Below are 18,462 nucleotides of genomic sequence, written 5' to 3' on the forward strand. Positions count from 1 at the left end.
GAGCATGCTCTCGAGTTTCATGTTGGCAATCCTGACAGCGGCCTCGAATGACAGGTTACCTGCCACTTTGACGTTGGGCTCTGAGGAACCTTTCTCGATACCAGCCTCTTTCTTGATGAGTGCTGACACCGGGGGGATACCCACGGTGACCGTGAAGTTCTTTTTTGCGTCGACTTCGATCCGGACCGGGACCTGCATTCCGTTGAATGAGGCGGTCTTCTTGTTGATCTCGTCGACTACAGCCTTCACGTTGATACCGAGTGGTCCAAGCGACGGTCCAAGGGGTGGACCTGCTGTAGCCTTTCCGCCGGGTACTAAAACCTCGACCACTTCTGCCATAGTCTTTGCACCATGCCGTCCCTCATGAGGAGGGTTCCGAGCTTGGGTCTGTTAATTTTGACGGGAAGGGAGATAAAGGTGATCTTGGGCTGAGAGAATTCTGCGAAAATTATCCGGTATTAATCCGGTGCATTTGAGAACTTGCCAATTTTTTTTGCTATGATCGAAATATTATTTGAAATGTGATATGTAAAACCACATACGATTTCGTTTTTTTTGAGAGAAATTCTTCAATGCAAATAGATTATATCAAAGGTTCAATGAATTGAATTATAATGAAAAGATGGATTCTATGTATACTTTTCATGTTGGTACTTACCATCGGTAGTCTTGGCAATTCAAATTCCCTAATTCTTCCTATTCAAGTGAATCCATTAACCCAATCATATGATAGTGAAACGTTTGTATTTTCTCCACAGCCAATTAATACAAATGTTCCAAGACAAATTATCCCACACATTACTCCAAATATCACGATTCAAGGGGAAACTAACAAAAGTATCATAGTTTATAATTTTGTTATAAAGGATTCAATAGATCCTACAATAACTGAGTTTCAAGTACTTCCACCATTCCAAGTTAATTTTTCAATAAATAATTCCGTTTATTATGGGGCTAAAAACGCAATTAAAAGTACATACTTTTTTTCTGAGATAACTCCTGAACAAAATTATTACATTAGTTATAATTCGTTTGTTGATGATCCTTATCAAAATGAACTTTATGAAAATTTATTGACTGAGTTGAGAAAATATCGTTTTCAAAATAACTTGGATGATAATGAATATCTTGAGTTAATAGTACGTTTTGTACAATCAATACCGAATGAAGAAAGGAATTATTCCAGATTTCCCATCGAAACATTATTTGAGGGAAATGGAGTTTGCGAAGATAAAAGTTTCTTATTAGCGGGATTACTAGAACGCGAAGGTTACGATGTAGGTCTTTTCACTTTCACTAATGTTGATCCCAAAATTCCAGGTCATATGGTCGTTGGAGTGAAAAGTAATGGATTACAGTATCCCGGAACTGATTACACACTGATCGAAACTACGATGAGCTCTCCTGACATGGTTAGAGAATATCATTATATCGGTCTTGTCAATCTTCAAGGATATAATCCTAAACCAATATTCATAAAGATTGGAAATGGAACAAAAAAATATACAAAATCGGATGATATCGCATACATCAATGATTCCATTTATTCATGTTTCTCTCAACTCAATCATGAGTCATCTGTAGATAGAAATTCTAATTCAGCGATTGATAACTTGGGAAATATTTGCCAACTTATTGAACGAGGAGCTCCGGATAGAGAAAGTGTAGTAATTTGGTTCAAAAAACATGGGAGCCCGATTAGAGCACCGGAAAATATAAATTTTTTTAATTCATCCGATTCGAAACCGTTCTATAAATTTTTATAAAAACTTCATGTCACCGGGTACTTCTCCTCGCCCAGCGAGGCCCCGACGAGGCGGCCGAGCGACCCCCATCAGGGGGTGGGAAGACTCGCTAAGGATAGGTTAGTGGGATACCCCCTACGGCCCCATTTCAGCCTCCGTTTGCCCTGTCGATCCTCCCAAACAACGGAGTCGCGACAAAAAACCACGGAGTAGTTCCACGATCCGGCTGAAATAGCCCCTGTTATCGCCGTATCCCATCTTATCGTGCCCGGAAATAACAGGCGGCAGCAACGCTGCAACAGCGGATAGTCCGGAAAACGCACTGGGGGAGTGCTGTGCAGGCTGCTGCCGGAAATCGCACGTTCGGGCTATGCATCGATCCGAAACCTTCACCCACTTCAGTTCCGGGCCCGCCCGCATCTTGTACCCATGCGACCCCCTCATGCAATCAATCATCAAAATCCCGGTCATCCAGAATATTTTCACATCGTATAATTGCGCAAAACACTGCAAAGATTCTGCCGGAAAATGTGAGGGGCTGAGGGGGGTCGCATGGGTACAATATGAAAAAGGACGCCAGGGTTATAGGTCAAAATCGGAAAATTACTGACGTGAGCTTTCCGGAAACACCCTTTGGCAGGGAATCAGCTGGTACCCACGCGACCCCCCATCGCCCCCAATAAGCCGGCTAAGAACCCGGCCTCCCTACACCCGCCTCAACGTATCGATCGCCGCGGAGTACGGCGTGGCATCGTGCAGGTACGTGAGCTCGATCTCATCCTTCGAAAGGATCCGGCCGATCGTGTACCCGTTGTCCTTCTCGGCCATGACAAAGCTCTTCCCGTCAGGTGCGATCACGCCGGCCACCCCAATGGATTCCTGGGTGCCGTTGATGGTGAAAAGAAGCTGGCCCGCAAAGATCCGGTCCTTCTGGTCGGTCACGATGAACTGCATCGTGGCATTGGAATAATCCGAAAACCCGGCGCCCTCATCATAGCCTTTCATGGGACCGGCCCAGGTGCCGGTCAGGTCCGGGATCACCGGCGCAGCGACCGTGGCCTCGATAGCAGGAGCTGATGAGGGAGCGGGTACCGGAGCAGACGATGTACATCCACAGGCCAGGACTGCAAGAACAACGATCAGGATACACAGGACAGATCTCATTCTTCAGGATATCCGGCCTATGGGAGATAAACGTGATGCACGGCTTGTGACCTGATCACCCCTCCTTGCAGGAGCGGGAAACCCGATCAGGATGTCAAGCCGGACCGGGGCTCACCGCCCGGCCGGATATTCCCTGGCCAGCATCCCGTAATACCGGGTCGACCGCCAGTGGTCCCGCAGCCAGACATGCTCGCGGAGCGTGCCTTCGTACTGCAGCCCGCATTTCTCCATCACATGGGCCGAGGCGATGTTCAGCTCATCGCATTTCCCGTACACCCGGTGCAGGGAAAGTGTGCCAAACCCGAAGGCAAGAAGCGCCCGGAGAATCTCCGATGCGTACCCGTACTTCCAGTAGTCCGGCAGCAGGATACAGCCAACCTCTGCGGTGCTCGTTTGTTCAGGATCGATCTCGAGCAGCGTAAAGCCGGCGAACTCTCCAGTTTCCGGTATACGGATCGCGAGTACGTATCCCATCCGGTCAGCCCGCTGCGATTCTTCGATCGCGTGCTGTAAGAAACCGGCAACCTGCTCATCGTTCTCGAGCCAGATGAGCACGTACCGCATCACGCGGAGATCGCGGGAGAGCTGCTGGAGGCTGGCGAGATCCTGCCCGTTCAGATCCTCCAGGATCAGCCGTTCTGTTGTCAGGGAAAAAACCATTCTATTCTCCGCGGGTAAAACTCTGTGGAAACTATTCGCCCGGAAATGATGAAACCTTTTTCGCAACCGGTCCAGCACCACGGGGAAGGTATCCGGCTTCCGGTTCCGGGAGGCAGGTAACCTGAACTGAATACCAGTGGTTACTCTGGGAGGGGTATAATCCCGTTGTTAAGTGAAAATTTTATTGCACCGGGCCCGGGATTTCACGGTCGCCACGGCGGTTTTTGGAAATATTTCTCATCCACATTGTAATGTTCACGGCTCGACCGGCCTCTCACTCAATCATCCCTGCCGCATCCGGACAGTACTCGGTGACCCAGTCACTGATGCTCTCCAGGATCGGGATGAACGCCTTCCCGGCCGGGGTCAGCTCGTACTCCACCCGCGGGGGGATCTCCGGGTGCCGGGTCCGGGTCACGAACCCGTCCGCCTCGAGTTCACGGAGCTGTTTTGCGAGCATACGCGGGCTCACATTTTCCAGCGTGTCCCGCAACCCGTTGAACCGGGGCCTGCCATCCCCGATATGGTAGATGATGCGGGCCTTCCACTTCCCGCCGATGATGGCAAACGCCACCCCGATTCCGCGGTCATATGTGCAGCTCTCTGGTTCCTTTCATGAAACTGGGTAACAAAAAGATAACTGATTACTCTATTATACTGACTTCCGATACTGTACCTGCACGGAACTATTCCTGCAGAGGAACCAGATGAAAGTCATTGCATTCAACGGAAGTCCCCACAGGGACGGCAACACGTACCGCCTGGTCCGGCACGCGCTGGACGAGATCGGGAAGGCCGGGATCAAAACGGAACTGGTCCAGATCGGGGGGGAGAAAGTCCATCCCTGCACAGCCTGCTGGAAGTGCATGGAGAACCATGACCTGCAGTGCGTGCAGGACGACGACATGGTAAACGAGTGCATAGCAAAGATGGCCGAGGCAGATGCAATCATCATCGCGACCCCCACCTATTTTGCCGGCGTCACGCCCGAGATCAAGGCCTTCATGGACCGGGCATTCTTTGTCGCGAAAGCCAACGGGGACATTTTCCGTCAGAAACTCGGTGCCGGCATCGCAGCCGAGCGCCGGTCCGGCGCAGTCTGCGCTGTCGACACCATCAACCATTACTTCGGGATCAGCGGGATGTTCTCGGCCGGGTCCCGCTACTGGAATAATGCAAAAGGCCTCAAACCCGGCGATGTCGAGACCGATGAGGAGGGGATCGACACGATGAAGCAGCTGGGCGAGAACATTGCGTGGTTCATCAAAAAGACCCATAATAAATAATTTTTTCCTGGACCGGAAGGGGAGGGGCGGGTACTTTTTCCTGGCAGCACCCGAATGGTAGGTATGCTGCTTGTTGCCGCCAGGTGCCGTGTCCGCCCGGACCACTGCCAGGACTTTGTACATCAGGTAGACCGGATTATTCCCGTTGTCCGTGCAGAGCCCGGATGTACCAGATATGAACTCCATGCAGATGTTTTCGAAGAGGGACTGTTCATCTTTTGTGAAGAGTGGGAGAGCCAAAAACAGCTTGATGATCATATTGCCACTCCGCATATGCAGGATCATTTTGTAAAGTGTGCTGCGTGGATGGCAGCGCCAACCGAATTAACCATCTATGAAGTATCGGGGCTTCAGACCGTGGTATTATCGTAATCCGCAGTGGACAATCCCGGATTGCATAGCATCCGGACTGTGTCCTGTCTTGTACCTGCCCGGACCCCGTTCCCCAATCAGTCCGGCAAAATGTTCCACTCGTGCCATCCGGGGCGTACCGGAAAATCTTCCGGCAGGCAAACGTTTATTGCGGTTCATATCGTCAGAGTGTGTTCATGGCATCCTCTGCCCGGGACCGGTTCAGGGCCTTCCTGCAATCAGGTGCCCTGAAGGTGGCACTGGTTTACCTTGTGGTCGGTCTTGCCTGGATCTTTTTTTCCGATAACATCGCTTTTGCAATAACAGGCGGATCGGACGCGTTCCTGCTGTACTCGGAACTCAAGGGGTTCGGGTTCATTATCGTCACGACACTGATGCTCTATGGCCTCATCCGTTACTTCACGGATGCCTCAGAAAAACAACAACAACAGCTGTTCCGGTACGAGACCCGGTACCGGAAGCTCTATGAGAGCATGAGGGATGCATTTGCGAGTGTCGATATGGCAGGCAGGATAAAAGAATACAATCCTGCATTCCGGGAGATGCTGGGCTATTCCGACGAGGAACTCTCGAAGTTCACCTATCGTGATATCACCCCGGATAAATGGCATGAGTCCGAAGAGAGGATCCTGAAAGAACAAGTCCTGCTGCTCGGGCATTCTGAAGTCTACGAGAAAGAATACCGGAGGAAGGATGGGACGATCTTCCCCGTGGAATTGCACACGTTCCTTCTCCGGGACGATGCAGGACAGCCTGCCGGTCTGGGGGCGATCATCCGGGATATCACCGGACGCAAGCAGGCGGAAGATGCACTGCGCGAAAGCGAGGAGCGGTTCCGGAAGATCTTCGAGAACAGCCCCCTGGGCATGACCCTGGTCACATCCGATTACCGGTTTTTTTCTGTCAACCCGGCCTGGATAGCCATGACCGGCTATGCAGAGGAAGAACTCCTGAAGATGTCTTTTAAGGATATTACACATCCGGATCATCGTGCCAGTGACGACGAACACATGCGGGAGCTGGCGGCAGGGACGATTCCGGTCTACGGCACGGAAAAACGGTATATCAGGAAAGATGGCAGTATCCTCTGGGGATCGATCAGGGTTACCGCGATCCGGGATCAACAGGGTTCCCTGCGCTATTTCGCCGGCCAAATCGAGGATATTACCGAGCGAAAGATGGCGCAGGATGCGTTGGATCGTGCAACAAAGAAGCTGGGTCTCCTGAATTCCATCACTTTTTCCGACATCCAGAACGCGATATTTTCCCTGGCGGGATATTTTGAACTTGAAAAAGCCGGTGAACCTGGTGAAAGACTGCAGCAATACCTGGATAAAGAGATCGAAATTATCCGGACAATTACGGAATCACTTGAATTTGCGAAAAATTACCAGAACCTGGGACTGAAGCCTCCCGCGTGGCAGAATGTCGGCGAGGCATTCCTCTTTGGGATCTCGCACCTGGATATTTCAGATATATCCAGGAAACTCAGTGTCGAAGGAGTGGAGATCTATGCTGATCCGCTCCTTGAGAATGTCTTCTTTACGCTCGCTGAAAACATTCTCCTGCACGGGAAAACTGCGACAGAGATCTCCTTCCGGTATCAGGAGTCAGAAGAAGGGCTCACTCTTTTCTTTGAAGATAACGGTGAGGGTATCCACTCCGATCTGAAAGAAAAGATTTTTGACAGGCGGAATGAAGAGCGGAAAGGTATGGGACTGTTCCTCGTGCGGGAGATCCTTTCCGTTACCGGCATTACGATCAGGGAAACCGGTGAACCCGGGAAAGGTGCACGGTTTGAGATCAGCGTGCCAAAGGGGGCGTACCGGTTCGAAGGACGGCCCTGACTCCGGCTCATATGAGAGGCAGCGGGCAGGAGCTTACAGCCCGGGACGACATCGCAGATCACAGGACCGGGGGTCCCGTCACACATCCCTCACCATCAGCGAGATGCCTCCCTCGAGCCCCGCAAAAAACCGGACACCATCCATGCTGAACGCCTCATACGATAAAGATCCCGCTTCGTGAAACCCGCACTGTTCGAAGGACCGGCGGGACACCGGATTGGTGCAGTCGGCGATGACCTGCCGGTACCCGCGTTCCCGGGCATGGGCAAGCACCCGGCGGATCAGGGCCTGTGCGATCCCGTGTTCCCGGTACTGCCGGCTGACGCCGATCTGGAAGATATGCAGCACCGACCCGGGCGCAATCTCCGCCCGGCCCAGATACCGGTCCTCCAGTTCATCGATCATGGTCACGACTTCCCGGAAATATGCCAGGAGTTCCACCATCCATTCCCCTTCACGTTTGGGATCATCCGTCATATCAACACAGAAGATGAACCCGACAGGCTCTCCGGTCCGATCATCTCTTGCGACAAAGCTCAGGTTTTTTCCGGCGAGAGACCTGGCATAGAGGATCGCGTAGTGGAGGAACAGGGCCGGATCGGGAGAACGGCGGTGCGTTGTCGGCTCGTCGGCAAGGAAAACTTCGTTGTAGAGCCGGGCGGTCCCGTCTACATCGGATTCTGTGAGGGGGAGACAGGCCACCGTTCCTTGGGGCAGGAAATCCGGACCGGGAACATACGTATGAATGCCGTTGCCGGGATCTGTCGGGTATACCATGCTGAGGAGCTGTTCTCGTTCATTCCATAAATGCCGATGCCGTCATTACTGATCGGCGCATGCCGGTATTCCCGCCACAGTTTTTAGCGCCGGCTGCACAACAATATACTATGCAGGCAAAGGTCCCTCTGAGCGAGCTCGGGGCAAGGCTGGAACGGTTCCGGGCACGGATGGATACCGCGGACCCCGGTTGGGAGCTCGCGCTCGTCTCCAGCAACGTCAACCTCTATTATTTTACCGGGACCATGCAGGACGGGATCCTGCTCATCCCCCGCAATGGCGAGGCAGTATTCTGGGTGCGCCGTAGTTTCCCACGGGCAGTGGACGAGTCCTCTTTCCCGCAGATCCGGCCCATGCAGAGCTACCGGGCTGCGGCAGAAGCGACGGGACCAATCCCCGGGACGGGATACCTGGAGACCGAACACGTATCGCTCGCCATGTACCAGCGGCTCCGGAAATATTTCCCGTTCCGGGATGTGCAATCGGTCGATGGCGTGATCGCAGATATCCGGTCGGTCAAAAGCCGGTACGAGCAGGAACTGATGGAGAAGGCGGGCAGCATCCACCGCCATGTCCTCGAGGACCTCGCCCCGGGGCTCCTCCGCGAAGGGATGAGCGAGGCGGAGTTCTCTGCAGAACTCTATACCGTGATGGTGCGGGAAGGCCACCACGGGATCGTCCGGTTCGGGATCGCCGGGGCCGAGATCATGCTGGGACTGATCGGCTTTGGCGAGAGCTCCATCTACCCCACGTATCTCGACAGTCCCGGGGGCAATGCCGGGATGTCTCCCGCCGTCCCGCTGCTCGGCAGCCGGGAGCGGAAACTCAAGGAAGGGGACCTCATCTTCTGCGACATCGGCTGCGGGTATCACGGGTACCATACCGACAAGACCATGACCTACGTGTTTGGCGGAACGCTGCCGGACGATGCCGTCCGTATTCATCAGCAGTGCCTTGGGATCCAGGATCAGATCGTCCCGCTCCTCAGGCCGGGCGCCATCCCCTCGCAGATCTACGAGGCGGTAACGGCCGATCTCGGGCCGGCGTTCCTGGAAAATTTCATGGGGTACGGGGACCGGAAAGTCCAGTTCCTCGGCCACGGGATCGGCCTCGAGATCGCTGAGAATCCAGTGATCGCCCGGGGATTTGACAAACCGCTCGAAGAAGGGATGGTGATTGCTGTCGAACCCAAGAAGGGTATCAAAGGGATCGGGATGGTCGGCACCGAGAACACCTTCATTGTCACCCCTGCCGGCGGCCGCAGTATTACCGGCAATAACCCGGGGCTCATCCGGGTCGGGTAAAGGCCCGCGGTTGCCGGCAGAACAGATATCCTCATATTGTTCTGCCCGATACTTGATTCCGGGACATATCGTATGGAAATAATCGAAGCAGATCATCTCAGCAAATCATTCGGGTCTTTTAAGGCGGTTGACGATGTCAGCATTGCTATCAAGGAGGGGGAAATTTTCGGTTTTCTCGGCCCGAACGGTGCCGGGAAGACCACGACCATCCGGATGCTGACCGGGGTACTGACACCGGATACCGGTTCGTCCCGGATCTGCGGTATAGATATCCACAAAAACCCGCTGGAAGCCAAGATGAAGATGGGGATCATCCCCGAGAACGGCACGGTCTACAGCGATCTGACCGCCGAACAGAACATTCTCTGGACGGCTAAATTTTACGGTATGGACAGTGTCTCCCGTAAAAAGCGGGCAGACGAGATCCTGTCAGACCTGGGACTCTCCGAACGGAGAGATGACATTGTCCGCAACTTTTCTAAGGGGATGCGGCAGCGGATCAGCATCGCATGTGCGATCGTCCCCTCGCCACCGGTCCTGTTTCTGGATGAACCCACCGGGGGACTTGATGTGTACAGCCGCCGGCTGGTGATCGATACGATCCGCAGGATGAATGACGAGGGCAGCACGGTCTTCCTCACTACGCACAATATCGAGGAGGCAAACGAGCTCTGCACCGGCATCAGCGTCATCAACAAAGGAGTTATCATAGCGACGGGCAGCCCGGAGAAACTCAAGAAGAGTTTTGACCGGGCGAACTATGTCGAGATCGCGTTCGAACAACCGGTATCCAGGGAACTGTTTACGCAGGGAGGAATATCCCGGGCAGAACCCCACGGGGACAAGTGGAGACTGTATACGGATGACCCGGACAAGACGGTAAAATATTGTGCAGCGCTCGCGGAGCGGGAGCACTTGCGGATCCTCGCCGTTGCGACATCGACCCCAACGCTCGAAGAGGCGTTCGTCCAGCTCACGGGAGGCGCATGATGGATCTCAGGCTATTTACCCGGAGCGTACTCCTTGTCACCGAGAAGAATATGCGGATTTACTATTACAAGGGGGCTGTCGTGATCTTCGGTCTCCTCTTCCCCTTCATCATGTTCCTGACCTTTTTTATCGGCCGGAACCTCAACCTCATCGTTTTTTTCCCGGCATTCCTGGGCATGATGCTGTTCTTCTCCTCATCCTCCACCGGGCCGCTCATCACCCCATGGGAGAAACGGGAGAAGACCTACGAGCGCCTCCTGTCCCTGCCCGTCACGCTTGAAAGTATCATCCTTGGCGACATCCTTGCAGGTTCGATCTTCGGGATCGTTATCACAACAATCGTCTGGAGTGCAGGATCGCTTCTCATTCACCTGCCTCTCGCGAATCCCGGGCTGCTGGTGATCACACTTATCCTCGGGGCATTCACCTTTGCCGCCCTCGGTACCCTGCTCTCATCCCCGGCGATGAGCAATCCCTCCAACGTGATGATGGTCTCCAACCTGATCCGCCTCCCCCTGATATTTATCAGCGGAATTTTTATTCCCTTAAGCCAGTTGGGGGACTGGGAATGGATGCTCACGTCGCTCTCCCCGCTCACTTACCTCGTGGACCTGTTTAACGGGGCGATCAACGGCGATGCGATCTACCCTGCGGTTCTTGATGTAACTGTCCTGGTTATCGTAATACTGGTATTCATCCTGTGTGCAAAACTGATCCAGCAGTATAACCTTTCAAAGGGGATTTAGGAAGCACGTCACGGACAAACCGGGAAAATTCATATTTCCCCTTCTCAAAAAAGCAGAAGCTTATTCAATAATATCCCAGCCGGGATCGTCAATGGGTACGGGTACCTCCCCGGGTTTTTCTCCCTGTTTCCCGTGGATATCGTGAACAAACCGTGAACCGGTCAATGAGGACAAAACCGCGGCGATAAGAGACAGCAGGGCGCCGATATAGAAGGAGATCCTGAGCGATGGCATGAAGGCATGCGCAAGCGTTGTCGGGAACCAGCTGGTGCCGGTCAGGGTCGTCATGGCCGCCGGGCTGATCGCAGCAACTACGGACTGGGGCAGCGTGACGAGGATCGCATGGACCGGGTTATATCCAAGGAACGCAGCGAATAAAGCCCCCGTCGGAGGAATTGCACTCATGGGAGCGATCAGGTCCGGGGCCCCGGCACCCGTAAGCGATGTTGCGAGTTCCGGGGGAAACAGGTGCGTCAGGCTGACGATGACGATGGTAAAGAACAGGGCCATGGAGATGACCATCCCGCTGTTCTGCAGCATCGACCTCATCCCCGATGCGACACCCCGGTCTTCCGGGGGAACGGAATTCATGATGGCTGCAATGTTCGGTGTACCGAACATGCCGTTGCCGAGACCCATGATCAGGAGGGCGATGGCAAAGACCGGGTAATCAAAATTATAGGGCAGCGAGGCCAGCATCAGGAACGAGACGGCGATGAGGAGCAGCCCGGACGTGGCGAACCACCGGGAACCGTATTTGTCCGACAGCCAGCCCGAGAGGGGGCCCATGATCACAAACCCTGCAGTGAGCGGCAGCATGAAGACCCCGGCCCAGAACGGTGTCGATTCGTAACTGTACCCGTGGAGCGGCAGCCAGATGCCCTGCAGCAGCATGATCAGGAGGAACATCATGCCGCCCCGGGCAAGTGCGCTCAGGAACCCGGCGGTGTTGGCAAGGGAGAACACCCGGATCTTAAAAAGGCCCAGCCGGAACATCGGGTCTTCGACCCGGCTCTCGATGACCGGGAATGCAACCAGGAGGATGGCACCGATGACGAGCGATGCGAGGACCAGCGGGCTGCCCCATCCCATCGGGTCCTTCCCGTACGGGAGCAGCGCATAGGTGATGCCGATCAAAAAGATTGTCAGCCCGCCGACAAAGGTGATGTTGCCCCACACATCGATCTTCCTGGCCCGTTTCGGCAGCGGGGTTTCCTTCAGTTTCAGGTACGCCCATACGGTCCCCAGGATGCCAACCGGCACGCTGACAAGAAACACGTACCGCCAGTTATAGAACGCGAGGATTCCACCGAGGATGAGGCCCACGAACTGGCCCGAGAGGAATGCCATCGTGTTCAGTCCCAGCGCCTTGCCCCGTTCATCGGCAGGGAAGGCATCGGTGAGGATCGCCGCGCTGTTGGAGAAGGTGAACGACGCACCCACTGCCTGGACAATGCGGAATGCGATGATCTCGAGGGCACCGGCGTCTCCTTTGTCCGGTGTCAGAAAGAGCAGGATGGACCCGAGGGTGAAGATGGCAAAGCCGATATTGTAGAACTTTACTCTCCCGTACATGTCCGAAAGCCGGCCACAACTGAGGAGCAGGGTTGCGGTGACGAGGCTGTATCCCATCAGCACCCAGATCAGGTACTGGAACGAGGTGAGCGGGTCGATATTGATGCCATTGAAGATCGCGGGCAGCGAGATGAGGGTGATGCTCCCGTTCACGGATACCATGAACATCTCGATGGTCGTAATCGAGAGCACAATCCACTTGTAGTCGATCCTTTTTCTGGCGGTGCCGGGGCCATTGCCGGTGGTTTCGTTCTTCTCCATGAGATCGGGCTGTCCCCCGGTATCATCCGGGCATGTTCCTGGATATGTATACTATAGTTTACAGGGTTTGATCTTTTAGGACTATAATGTTTTCAGGCTTCCTGCATGAAGGAACATCTTCTGCTGGATGCATCCGGCGAGCTGCAGGTTATCAGGACCGGGGCTGAAAAACAGGCGCAACGTGAAAGAAAAAAATAAAAAGAAATTTTTTCTTTTTGGCAGAACTCCGGGAAACATTGAAACCTCCCCCCGGTTGATTATTCCATCAGGGTGGCCAGGATGAAATATGCCGATATCGACAGAATTTACCGGAACGTGCCGCTTGATAACCTTCCCTGGAACAGTGAGACCCCTCCCGACGCACTTGTCAGGCTTGTACAGGACGGGAAGGTCCGGCCATGCCGGACAATTGATCTCGGGTGCGGTGCAGGCAACTATGCGATCTACCTGGCGGATATTGGGTTTGATCTCACCGGTGTTGACAGTTCCCCCACGGCAATAAAAATCGCAGAGGAGAATGCGAAAAAACGGGGAGCCCGGTGCAGGTTTATTGTCGCCGATCTCCTCGGAGACCTGCACGAGGTGGCAGATACGTTTGATTTTGCCTATGACTGGGAATTCCTGCATCACATATTCCCGGAGGACCGGGAGAGTTATATCAGAAATGTGCATAAAATCACAAACCCGGGAGCAATGTATTTTTCCGTCTGTTTCAGCGAGAACGATCCCCAGTTTGGCGGAACCGGGAAATACCGTACGACACGGATCGGGACAACACTCTATTTTTCATCGGAATCCGAAGTGCGGGAACTCGTGTCCCCGTATTTTACCATCCGTGAATTGAAGACGATTGAAGTTGCCGGTAAATCCGGCTCGCATGTCGCAGTCTCTGTGCTGGCGGAACGATGGTGAATTCTTTTCATGCAAAGGGTTTTGGAGAGAATCAGTTTGTTATATGCAGCAAAAACAGGTAGTTTTCTTCTATCCATCAAAAATAGAAAAATGCTGTAAAACAAGGGAAGAGCAGCCACCTGTTTTCGCAATTGCCTGAACCCGTAAGCAGGTTTCAGCGAAAAGCAGATAGAGGTACACGACGAAGTAAGATGAAGCGAAGACACGGGATCACCGGAGCCGGTCATCCGTAATTGCATTGTCTATGTCCGAGGAACTTCAATGGATAGAACTGAAAACAGGACCGAAGTGAACATCGGTTTTGGAAAGGGAAGGATCGAGTCCCTCACGGACGGGATCTTCGCGTTCGGCATGACGCTCCTTGTCCTCGGGGCCGGCTATCCGTTTACCGTTGCCACGCTTGCAAAAACGCCCGCCCACGACATCCTTGTCAACTCGGTGCCGGACGTGATCCTGTATGTGATCTCGTTCCTCCTCCTCGCTGCGTTCTGGGTGGCCCACCACAGCCAGTTTCACCATATCCGGTACATTGACCGGACGCTCCTCTGGCTCAACATCATCATCCTGATGCTGGTCGCCTTCATCCCTTTCACCAGTACCATTGCCGGGATCTTTCCTGCGGATCCCCTTGCCTCGGCAGTATTCGAAACACACCTCCTCATCACCGGTCTGCTGTTCCACCTCCAGTGGCGGTATGCGACAAAAGACCACCGGCTTGTCGACAAGGATCTTCCGGATTTTGTCATCCGCCGGGGAAAAGAGGTTACCCTCATCATACCGGTATTATCCTGTGTGGGAATTATCCTGGCTGCCCTGAATATTCCCTATGGCGTGGCCGTATACATCTGCGTCCCCTTCCTCCTCTGGTTCCGGCTCACGAAAATCCAGTAAAAAGGTAGTTTATTTTGTTGCACCCTTCGGTTCCGGCAGCCTACCGGTTCAGCCGCTTTTCATGGTTGGGAAATGCCACATGTGGTCTCCGGATAATAAACGAGGCATCGAGATTTTTCACCATCCGTGCGGCCATCTCTGCGGGAATACCCAGTGCCATCATCTCCGGGGGAAGGGAGTGGTTCTGTGTCGGGTCCTGAGGGCCCATGAACGCAGTGTCGCGGGGCGTGTTTTCCGCAAGGCCTGCAGGGAACGTGATAAAGGTCGAACAGGAAGATCCCCAGGGAACGATGACAGGAGAGAACGGGTCGTCCCGGTCGAAGTGAATGAGTGCTGCCATGTTCCGGATCTGCTCGCCCGTGCCAAAGCAGCAGAGGGATCGTACCGCGGGCCCGGCATCCGGTAGCGCCTCGCAGGCCTGCACGATGAGATATTTACCCGGGGGGCGGATCGGTCCCGCTGCCAGCGTGCACTGCTCAACCAGCTCCGGGCTTGCCTTCAGGAATTCGGCCGCCCCGCCACGGACGTCTTTCCTGCCGGTCGATACGAAATATTTGATATCACCGGGCACCGGGATATACCCCACATGGTAGAGCCCGCCGAGGCAGCAGCCCTCGCTGGTGTCGGCACTGACATAGATCGCTGATACCTCGTTTCCCGTCGCCATCCGGTACAGGGAAACCGCAAAACACCGGTTCACCCCGGTCATAGGAGGAATGCCTGATGGCAGCACCTCAGATCCATACACTGCGAGAGGTCGTGTCGAAAGCCTGAATGCGGACTTCAGCTTTGCCCCGATATCCCTGTAATCTGTTTTCGTCATGATCAATCCACCTCACTGCTCTGCGACAAGCCCTTTCCAGATCGGGCCGTCGAACACACCATCTTTTGCCTCCTCCTCCATCTCCTCAAACAGCGAGAATGGCACGGCAAACGTGAACATCTTCGCCGGGATGGTCTTGCCCACATTCGCCCGTGCGGCAAGATCCGTGTACCCGAGCACTGCCCGGGGATGCTCCTTCTTTGCCTCATCGTACACGAACGCCCCGATCTGCTGGCAGGCCGCCATAGGCGGGACCCGCACGGGATCGGTCCCCTCACGGACTGCCCCGACCAGCGTGACGAGCCCGGTGATCTGCAGGGGATCTGCAACAAACACCACGACGACCGGGTGCTCACCGGGTTTTACCTTGCTTAATGGAGTGAAGATCACATACTTCTCGGAAATATCCGTGATCGGCAGGTCTTTGGTCATGAACCGCCTGGCCTTCTCCGTATCTTTGTGCAGGCGCTCGCCATGCAGGAACTTCTCCCGCTCCCGCCCGGGGATATGCTGCACGGTCGCGCAATAGGCCTCCGGGTTTTTGCTGCTTTCCTGCCCTTTCACGAAGAATGCAGACATGAATTCGACACCGGCACCGCCGAAAGCATCGTAGTACCCGTTGCCAAACCCGAGGCCGGCCCGGGCACCGGGGCAGCCATAGCTCTCCCGGTCAAACACGGCGGTCTTTCCCTTCGTTGCTACCTGCGCAAAAAAGGGCATTATGCAGCTCTGGCCGTGCGGTTTTATCTGCAAAGCCCCTTCGGGTTTTGTATTGCTCCAGAGAATTGCCACGGGTTCGTTGTCAAGCCGGAGTTTTCCTGCGGTGATACTTTTCATATCAGCTCACTTCCGTATTCCCACCCGCTTATTTCATCCAGCCCATCTGGACGTACCAGTCATATTCGTGGGCGAACTTGTCCTTGTTGTTCTTCACGAGCTGGCAGAAGTACTCCCTTCTCTGCCGGTGACCTTCGTCCTGTTCCGGATAGGAGATCTCACCCCGGATCGACCGGGCCAGTCTCTTCCCTAACTCACGGGCCTCCTTCTCTGCCTTCCCGAGTGCTGCCGGGTCCCTGCCGATCGCAACGCCAATTCCTCCTACGACATTTGCACCAAGGGTCATGAGCACCTTGTTCATATACCCGACAACCTCGTGCTCCCCACTTCCCCCGGCCGTGCAGACCGAACAGCCGAATTTTCCCGTCAGCATCTGGCAGTGGATAGCATCCGCCATGCGATCAAAGACCGCTTTCATCGGGGCGGGCACGCAGTCAACATAGTTGGGAGCGCCAAGCACGATCCCGTCGGCATTCATCATGCTCTCAAAGAGATCCGGGAAATCATCGAGCAGGGTGCACTCCCCTTTTGCATAGCAGGTGCCGCAGGCTGTGCAGTGCTCTATGCGCAGCGTGTAGATATCCACAAGTTCCGTCTCTGCCCCCGCATCCTTCGCTCCCGCCAGTACAGCGTTCACCAGCCGTAGGGTATTACTGTCCTTTCCCTTAGGACTTGCATTCAGTCCGATTATTTTCATGGGTGATCCTTCCTGATGGATGGGAATCAGAGAATATCGGTGATAAAGGTATTGATTGGAGGTTCAGGCACGCTGAACGGACCCTGGAGAGATAATTTCTATCCGGGGCACACGTCCCTGTTTTCTTCTGAAGGAACCGGACGACCGCTCTCAAGGATGTTGACCACTACCGGATCCCGGTGTCGACAGTGATATTGAGCCGGACCGTCTCTCCGTTCAGGATGGCCACGGTCTTTGGAAGCTCCCGGCTCCCGCCGATTTCCTGATGCGGGATATCAACCACATAGGTACCGGGCTTCAGGGCAACAGTATAACCCGTCTCCGGATCCGCAGTCACCGATGAAACCACCGTTCCCCCGGCCGTTGATATGGTGATCGGGCGTGCGGCATATGCAGCAACCAGACGGTCGTGGGAGACGGCGCACGGTTCGACCGGGCAGAGCGGGCCGATGGAAACGTTGCCGGTCAGCGTCCCGGTACCGGACACCGGGCCTCCCTGCGGGTTGCCGCTGTTCAGGGTAATTGCGACAACGATCGTGAGACCCACGAGGACGAGGATGAAGAGAGAACGGTTGATTTCCATCCCGGGCATGCCGGAGAGATGGTGCGGAAGGGGAAAAAGGATTGCGGTGGAAAAAATCCCCGCAGGATCAGAGCCGAACTCCTCTGCGGGAAAGAGCCTCAGCACAAGCTGTTGACTACACTCACAGGAGTGTCGTAAAAAAGATTCAGAGAAAATTACCGGTCGGAGAACTTCTCGACAACGCGGACATTGTCGCCACGGACCGTGATCGGGATCGGGACAACGCTCTCGTACAGCTCGACCGTGATCTCTTCCTTTGCGGAATCTACGCGCTTGACTACCGCCTTCTCGCCCTTGAAGGGCCCGGCGATCAGCTCGACGATGGTACCTTCCTCGATACCGGAGACGACCGGCTTCGGGATGAGGAAATGGCCGACCTCGGCGAGGCTTGTCTCACCTTTGATCACCGCGCGCGCATGGGCAATGAGTTCTACGAGCTGCTCGACACGGTTCATCTTCTCGGGGGTTTCTACGAGCACATAGCCCTGCAGCTCGTTGGGGACGATGATAGCGGTCACCTTGACGTCGGTCGCCTTGGTCTCGATCGCCTTGAGGATATTGTCCGCTACCGTCCGTTCCTGCTTCGAGGTGGTCTTGATCGCGAATATCCGGTTTTCGAAGACTTCAGGTACAGCCGGGGGCTGCGGGGCGGCAGGGGTGGGGGTCTGGGACTGGGTCATGGTGATCGGGTCAGAATCCCAGCATGGTCTTGTGTCCGAATATCACGAAGATGATAAAACCAATCAGCCCGACGAGAAGTACACCGGCTGCCGCAACGGTGGCGATCTTGGTGAATTCTTCCCGGGTGGGAGTGCGCGCGAGTTTGAGGACCCGGAGGTATTTGCGGAATAATTCCTCATGTAATACGTCGGTCTTGAAATCAGGTTTTGAAATTTCCATATTGGCTCACTTGAGAAAATCGATCTCAAACTGTTTCTGTACTTTGGGGGTAAGTTTCTCGTTCCGACCATATATTTGTGGCGACCGTACGC

General features: G+C 54.5%; 21 protein-coding genes. 9 read left to right on the forward strand and 12 right to left on the reverse strand.

Annotated elements, in window-relative coordinates; translation table 11 throughout:
* Positions 1-339: 50S ribosomal protein L11 (gene rpl11p / locus ABSE13_RS12435; protein WP_490356177.1), on the reverse strand; the 339-nt coding region annotated here is incomplete at its 3' end.
* A 305-nt stretch (positions 340-644) separates the two neighbouring features.
* Between rpl11p and ABSE13_RS12440 the strand changes: the two genes are divergently transcribed.
* Positions 645-1,766: a hypothetical protein gene (locus tag ABSE13_RS12440; RefSeq protein ID WP_424028835.1), complete on the forward strand. Its 1,122-nt coding sequence runs from the start codon at positions 645-647 to the stop codon at positions 1,764-1,766.
* Positions 1,767-2,450: 684 nt separating this feature from the next.
* Here the strand turns inward: ABSE13_RS12440 and ABSE13_RS12445 are convergent.
* The 3 genes from ABSE13_RS12445 to ABSE13_RS12455 all read right to left on the reverse strand — a co-directional run bounded on the left by ABSE13_RS12445 (position 2,451) and on the right by ABSE13_RS12455 (position 4,143).
* Complete coding sequence (locus ABSE13_RS12445; protein WP_424028836.1) at positions 2,451-2,909, reverse strand: hypothetical protein; 459 nt, start codon at positions 2,907-2,909, stop codon at positions 2,451-2,453.
* A 111-nt stretch (positions 2,910-3,020) separates the two neighbouring features.
* The gene (locus tag ABSE13_RS12450) at positions 3,021-3,569 is read right to left on the reverse strand and encodes a GNAT family N-acetyltransferase (protein ID WP_424028837.1); all 549 of its coding nucleotides are present in this window, start codon (positions 3,567-3,569) and stop codon (positions 3,021-3,023) included.
* Between the two features lie 274 nt (positions 3,570-3,843).
* Positions 3,844-4,143 (reverse strand): winged helix-turn-helix transcriptional regulator, encoded by a 300-nt coding sequence (locus ABSE13_RS12455; RefSeq protein ID WP_424028838.1) that lies wholly within the window; start codon positions 4,141-4,143, stop codon positions 3,844-3,846.
* Between the two features lie 133 nt (positions 4,144-4,276).
* Here ABSE13_RS12455 and ABSE13_RS12460 point away from each other — a divergent pair, with 133 nt between their 5' ends.
* The 3 genes from ABSE13_RS12460 (at position 4,277) to ABSE13_RS12470 (ending at position 7,074) form a co-directional block, all read left to right on the forward strand.
* Positions 4,277-4,855, forward strand: a complete 579-nt coding sequence (locus ABSE13_RS12460; protein ID WP_424028839.1) for a flavodoxin family protein — start codon at positions 4,277-4,279, stop codon at positions 4,853-4,855.
* Positions 4,856-4,918: 63 nt separating this feature from the next.
* Positions 4,919-5,227, forward strand: a complete 309-nt coding sequence (locus tag ABSE13_RS12465; RefSeq protein WP_424028840.1) for a putative quinol monooxygenase — start codon at positions 4,919-4,921, stop codon at positions 5,225-5,227.
* 176 nt (positions 5,228-5,403) lie between these two features.
* Complete coding sequence (locus tag ABSE13_RS12470) at positions 5,404-7,074, forward strand: PAS domain-containing protein (protein ID WP_424028841.1); 1,671 nt, start codon at positions 5,404-5,406, stop codon at positions 7,072-7,074.
* Between the two features lie 78 nt (positions 7,075-7,152).
* Here the strand turns inward: ABSE13_RS12470 and ABSE13_RS12475 are convergent, their stop codons facing one another.
* Entirely contained in the window at positions 7,153-7,851 is a 699-nt protein-coding gene (locus ABSE13_RS12475; RefSeq protein ID WP_424028842.1) for a GNAT family N-acetyltransferase, read from the reverse strand.
* A gap of 110 nt (positions 7,852-7,961) precedes the next feature.
* Here ABSE13_RS12475 and ABSE13_RS12480 point away from each other — a divergent pair, with 110 nt between their 5' ends.
* The 3 genes from ABSE13_RS12480 to ABSE13_RS12490 all read left to right on the forward strand — a co-directional run bounded on the left by ABSE13_RS12480 (position 7,962) and on the right by ABSE13_RS12490 (position 10,891).
* Positions 7,962-9,155 (forward strand): M24 family metallopeptidase, encoded by a 1,194-nt coding sequence (locus ABSE13_RS12480; protein WP_424028843.1) that lies wholly within the window; start codon positions 7,962-7,964, stop codon positions 9,153-9,155.
* 72 nt (positions 9,156-9,227) lie between these two features.
* Entirely contained in the window at positions 9,228-10,145 is a 918-nt protein-coding gene (locus tag ABSE13_RS12485) for an ABC transporter ATP-binding protein (protein WP_424028844.1), read from the forward strand.
* Entirely contained in the window at positions 10,142-10,891 is a 750-nt protein-coding gene (locus ABSE13_RS12490) for an ABC transporter permease (RefSeq protein ID WP_424028845.1), read from the forward strand. The genes ABSE13_RS12485 and ABSE13_RS12490 overlap by 4 nt, the downstream gene beginning before the upstream one ends.
* 60 nt (positions 10,892-10,951) lie before the next feature.
* Here ABSE13_RS12490 and ABSE13_RS12495 read toward each other — a convergent pair whose 3' ends face one another.
* Positions 10,952-12,727 (reverse strand): MFS transporter, encoded by a 1,776-nt coding sequence (locus ABSE13_RS12495; RefSeq protein WP_424028846.1) that lies wholly within the window; start codon positions 12,725-12,727, stop codon positions 10,952-10,954.
* 279 nt (positions 12,728-13,006) lie between these two features.
* Between ABSE13_RS12495 and ABSE13_RS12500 the strand changes: the two genes are divergently transcribed.
* Complete coding sequence (locus ABSE13_RS12500) at positions 13,007-13,639, forward strand: class I SAM-dependent methyltransferase (RefSeq protein ID WP_424028847.1); 633 nt, start codon at positions 13,007-13,009, stop codon at positions 13,637-13,639.
* 261 nt (positions 13,640-13,900) lie between these two features.
* Positions 13,901-14,530, forward strand: coding sequence for a TMEM175 family protein (locus ABSE13_RS12505; protein ID WP_424028848.1), 630 nt, complete (start codon positions 13,901-13,903; stop codon positions 14,528-14,530).
* 40 nt (positions 14,531-14,570) lie between these two features.
* Here the strand turns inward: ABSE13_RS12505 and ABSE13_RS12510 are convergent, their stop codons facing one another.
* The 6 genes from ABSE13_RS12510 to ABSE13_RS12535 form a co-directional block, all read right to left on the reverse strand.
* Entirely contained in the window at positions 14,571-15,353 is a 783-nt protein-coding gene (locus ABSE13_RS12510) for a DUF169 domain-containing protein (protein WP_424028849.1), read from the reverse strand.
* Positions 15,354-15,365: 12 nt separating this feature from the next.
* A complete protein-coding gene (locus ABSE13_RS12515) occupies positions 15,366-16,190 on the reverse strand; it encodes a DUF169 domain-containing protein (protein WP_424028850.1) in 825 nt (274 codons plus the stop codon).
* A 28-nt stretch (positions 16,191-16,218) separates the two neighbouring features.
* Positions 16,219-16,887, reverse strand: coding sequence for a flavodoxin family protein (locus tag ABSE13_RS12520; RefSeq protein ID WP_424028851.1), 669 nt, complete (start codon positions 16,885-16,887; stop codon positions 16,219-16,221).
* Between the two features lie 166 nt (positions 16,888-17,053).
* Positions 17,054-17,479 carry a hypothetical protein gene (locus tag ABSE13_RS12525; RefSeq protein ID WP_424028852.1) on the reverse strand — a complete coding sequence of 142 codons (426 nt, stop codon included), beginning with the start codon at positions 17,477-17,479 and terminating at the stop codon, positions 17,054-17,056.
* 146 nt (positions 17,480-17,625) lie between these two features.
* Positions 17,626-18,150 (reverse strand): transcription elongation factor Spt5, encoded by a 525-nt coding sequence (locus ABSE13_RS12530; protein WP_424028853.1) that lies wholly within the window; start codon positions 18,148-18,150, stop codon positions 17,626-17,628.
* 10 nt (positions 18,151-18,160) lie between these two features.
* Entirely contained in the window at positions 18,161-18,370 is a 210-nt protein-coding gene (locus tag ABSE13_RS12535; protein WP_424028854.1) for a protein translocase SEC61 complex subunit gamma, read from the reverse strand.
* Positions 18,371-18,462 lie beyond the last annotated feature (92 nt).

The organism is Methanoregula sp. (assembly GCF_049518935.1).
Lineage (GTDB): Archaea > Halobacteriota > Methanomicrobia > Methanomicrobiales > Methanospirillaceae > Methanoregula.